Origin of the sequence: Streptococcus sp. VTCC 12905 (genome assembly GCF_049893385.1) — a bacterium.
GTDB lineage: Bacteria > Bacillota > Bacilli > Lactobacillales > Streptococcaceae > Streptococcus > Streptococcus suis_AA.
This window is the reverse complement of sequence record NZ_JBMVJC010000061.1, coordinates 1-2,042: the sequence shown is the minus strand read 5'-3', so window position 1 is coordinate 2,042 and position 2,042 is coordinate 1. Positions and strand designations below refer to the sequence as shown.

2 protein-coding genes are annotated in these 2,042 nt (G+C 27.5%); both read left to right on the top strand.

What is annotated here, in order from left to right; all coding sequences use genetic code 11:
- Window positions 1–1,700, top strand: a 1,700-nt coding sequence (locus tag ACPC58_RS11550) for a peptide cleavage/export ABC transporter (RefSeq protein ID WP_434066026.1), incomplete at its 5' end; no start/stop codon positions are given.
- A gap of 21 nt (window positions 1,701–1,721) precedes the next feature.
- Window positions 1,722–1,877: a hypothetical protein gene (locus ACPC58_RS11545; protein WP_024381037.1), complete on the top strand. Its 156-nt coding sequence runs from the start codon at window positions 1,722–1,724 to the stop codon at window positions 1,875–1,877.
- Window positions 1,878–2,042 lie beyond the last annotated feature (165 nt).

Genomic DNA, 2,042 nt, shown 5'->3' with positions numbered 1-2,042 from the left:
ATTGTAACATCTCCTTGGATTATGTATGTATTTTACCAAACTATACACAGGTGTTACAACTTAATTATATCAGGTCAGTAAACTTTATAAATATAATTGGTTCATACTATTTAAAGAGAGTAATTGATTCTTATATTCCTAAAGGGGAGCTGGATTTTCTTAATCTAATGTCAATAAGCCTAATTGTTATTTATCTTATGCAACAGTTTTTTGTATTTGGTCAAGGGGTATTGATAACAGTTCTAAGTCAAATACTTTCAAAAAATAGAATGCTGTCATATATTGCTCACCTTTTTAAACTGCCTCTATCTTTTTTTGCAACAAGAAGAACTGGCGATATTGTCTCTAGATTTTCAGATGCTAATACCATAATTGAAGTATTATCTAGTATAATTTTATCTGTAATACTAGATGTGTCAATAGTTACTGGAGTATCAATTGTACTTTTTTTGCAAAGTAGTTATTTATTTTTTATTATAATTATTGCGTTTCCAATTTATGCTTTAGTAATTTTTTTATTCATGAAACCATTTAGACGTAGTAAAACTAGTGTAATGGAAGCAGGAGCTTCACTTTCCTCAGTTCTTATAGAAGATATAAATGGAATAGAGACAATAAAATCTCTTACTAGTGAGGTAGATCGCTATAAAAAAATAAAAGACGAATTTAGTAATTATTATAAAAAAATTACTTTTTATAGTAGAATGGAGTTGTTTCAAGATGTGTTAAAAAATTTTACTCAATTGTTGTTTAATGTATTAATTTTATGGCAAGGTGCTATTTTAGTAATTGAAGGAAAAATATCATTGGGATCTTTGATAACCTTTAATACTTTAGAACTTTATTTTCTGAATTCACTGGAGAACATTATTAATTTACAACCTAAATTTCAATCAGCAAGTGTTGCGTATAATAGATTAGAAGAAATCTATTCGGTTCAATCGGAATTTCAGGATAAGTTCTTCATAACAAATTTTAAATTGAATTCTAGTAAGATAGTAATTTCAAATTTAACCTACAAATATGGCTATAACCAGCCTCTATTAAAAGATATTAATTTAGTTATCGAGGAAGGTTGTAAAATAGCATTTGTTGGTCTTTCTGGTTCAGGGAAAACAACTCTAGCAAAAATGTTAGTTAATTTTATGCCTCCTACCTATGGAAGTATTGAATTTGGAGGAATTAATATTAATGATATTGATAAGAAGACTTTGAGACAATTGATTAATTATATACCTCAGAAACCTTATATTTTTAACGGTACTATATTAGATAATCTTTTATTAGGTGTTGAAGATGAAATTTCATTTGAAGAGATTAATAAAGCTACTGAGATTGCCGAGATAAAATCTGTTATAGAGAATTTACCGTTAGGATATGAGACCGAACTTTCCACTGAACATAGCATTTTGTCAGGAGGTCAACTTCAGAGAGTTGCTATTGCACGTGCATTATTAACCAATCCTTCGGTATTAATCTTAGATGAGTCAACAAGTAATTTGGATAATTTAACGGAAAGAAAAATTATTGATAATTTAATGAGCTTGGATATAACTGTAATATTTATTGCTCACCGTCTTAATATAACAGAACAGGTTGAAAGGATATTTGTCATAGAAAATGGTATGATAATCGAAAACGGAAATCATGAAGATTTGATATTAAAACAAGGGTTTTATTCTAAAATATTAAAAGGTTAATTTTAAAATTGAGGAGTTAATATGAAAAATAATTTGTTAGATAATTATAGAAATTTTCCCAAAATATCAACGGATAATTTGAAATCTATAAAAGGTGGAGGAGATACTGTCTTTGATAAAGTAAATCATTTCTTTTGTGATTTAATAAACTGTAGAGGAAAGGGGAGAATGAATTGATAGATGGATAACTTTTTTATTAATGGAATTCATATTTTTTTCAATTTTTGCTTAATGGTGTCTATAATATTCCTTCCACCTTTTTATATATGGGCACCTCTAAAAACTTCTCAAAAAACCTATAAAATGAGATAATAGAAATACAAGTATAAAACTCGATAAACG

What these genes read in the sequence shown, in the direction of transcription:
- ACPC58_RS11545 (WP_024381037.1), top strand. Translation starts at nt 1,722, where the DNA reads ATGAAAAATAATTTGTTAGATAATTATAGAAATTTTCCCAAAATATCA.